Below are 1,982 nucleotides of genomic sequence, written 5' to 3' on the forward strand. Positions count from 1 at the left end.
AAAACCCCTCGCAGCACACGCTGTCGAGGGGTTTTGCACAATAAGAGCCTGGCGATGACCTACTTTCACACGGGAATCCGCACTATCATCGGCGCGGAGCTGTTTCACGGTCCTGTTCGGGATGGGAAGGGGTGGTTCCAGCTCGCTATGGTCACCAGGCATGAGGGGTTGTGGCGCTGTCGGGTGGGACAGCGTCACGAATCGGGATGTAGTGTTGGTTGTGCGTATCGTGGCACAAGGCGATCGACTCACCAGGTGAAACACACTGGTTATAGGATCAAGCCTTACGGGCAATTAGTACTGGTTAGCTTAACGCATTACTGCGCTTCCACACCCAGCCTATCAACGTCCTGGTCTCGAACGACCCTTCAAGGAGGTCAAGCCTCCAGGGAATCCTCATCTTCAGGCGAGTTTCCCGCTTAGATGCTTTCAGCGGTTATCTCTTCCGTACATAGCTACCCTGCGATGCCTCTGGCGAGACAACAGGTACACCAGCGGTACGTCCACTCCGGTCCTCTCGTACTAGGAGCAGCCCCCGTCAAGATTCCAACGCCCACGGCAGATAGGGACCAAACTGTCTCACGACGTTTTAAACCCAGCTCACGTACCTCTTTAAATGGCGAACAGCCATACCCTTGGGACCGGCTACAGCCCCAGGATGAGATGAGCCGACATCGAGGTGCCAAACACCGCCGTCGATATGAACTCTTGGGCGGTATCAGCCTGTTATCCCCAGAGTACCTTTTATCCGTTGAGCGATGGCCCTTCCATTCAGAACCACCGGATCACTATGTCCTGCTTTCGCACCTGCTCGACTTGTCGGTCTCGCAGTTAAGCACGCTTTTGCCATTGCACTTTAGGTACGATGTCCGACCGTACCAAGCGTACCTTCGAACTCCTCCGTTACACTTTGGGAGGAGACCGCCCCAGTCAAACTGCCTACCATGCACTGTCCCCGACCCGGATTCACGGGCCAAGGTTAGAACCTCAAACAAACCAGGGTGGTATTTCAAGGACGGCTCCACGTGAACTAGCGTCCACGCTTCAAAGCCTCCCACCTATCCTACACAGATCGGTTCAAAGTCCAATGCAAAGCTACAGTAAAGGTTCATGGGGTCTTTCCGTCTAGCCGCGGGGAGATTGCATCATCACAAACACTTCAACTTCGCTGAGTCTCGGGAGGAGACAGTGTGGCCATCGTTACGCCATTCGTGCAGGTCGGAACTTACCCGACAAGGAATTTCGCTACCTTAGGACCGTTATAGTTACGGCCGCCGTTTACCGGGACTTCAATCAAGAGCTTGCACCCCATCATTTAATCTTCCGGCACCGGGCAGGCGTCACACCCTATACGTCCACTTTCGTGTTTGCAGAGTGCTGTGTTTTTATTAAACAGTCGCAGCCACCATTTTATTGCAACCCCTTCACCCTTCTGGCGCAGGCCAGTCAAGCTACCAGGGCGTACCTTATCCCGAAGTTACGGTACCAATTTGCCGAGTTCCTTCTCCCGAGTTCTCTCAAGCGCCTTAGAATACTCATCTCGCCCACCTGTGTCGGTTTGCGGTACGGTCTCGTATGACTGAAGCTTAGAGGCTTTTCTTGGAACCACTTCCAATTGCTTCGCAGCACTAGGCCGCTCGCCCCACATCCTTGAATCCCGCGCCCGGATTTGCCTGAGCGCCTTCTCCAATGCAGGGACCGGGACTTCCAACACCCGGACAACCTTCCGCGATCCGTCCCCCCATCGCATCATACGACGGTGCAGGAATATTAACCTGCTTCCCATCAGCTACGCATCTCTGCCTCGCCTTAGGGGCCGACTCACCCTACGCCGATGAACGTTGCGTAGGAAACCTTGGGCTTACGGCGAGGGGGCCTTTCACCCCCTTTATCGCTACTCATGTCAGCATTCGCACTTCTGATACCTCCAGCATCCTTTACAAGACACCTTCACAGGCTTACAGAACGCTCTCCTACCACGC

The 1,982-nt window shown here is 54.6% G+C and carries 2 rRNA genes; both read right to left on the reverse strand.

Going from position 1 to position 1,982, the window contains the following annotated elements:
- Nucleotides 1–46 precede the first annotated feature (46 nt).
- Nucleotides 47–159 (reverse strand): 5S ribosomal RNA (gene rrf, locus MKD50_RS30275).
- A gap of 114 nt (nt 160–273) precedes the next feature.
- Nucleotides 274–1,982 (reverse strand): 23S ribosomal RNA (locus tag MKD50_RS30280); the annotation flags it as partial.

Origin of the sequence: Cupriavidus mimosae, assembly GCF_023952485.1 — a bacterium.
GTDB classification, from domain to species: Bacteria; Pseudomonadota; Gammaproteobacteria; order Burkholderiales; family Burkholderiaceae; genus Cupriavidus; species Cupriavidus taiwanensis_C.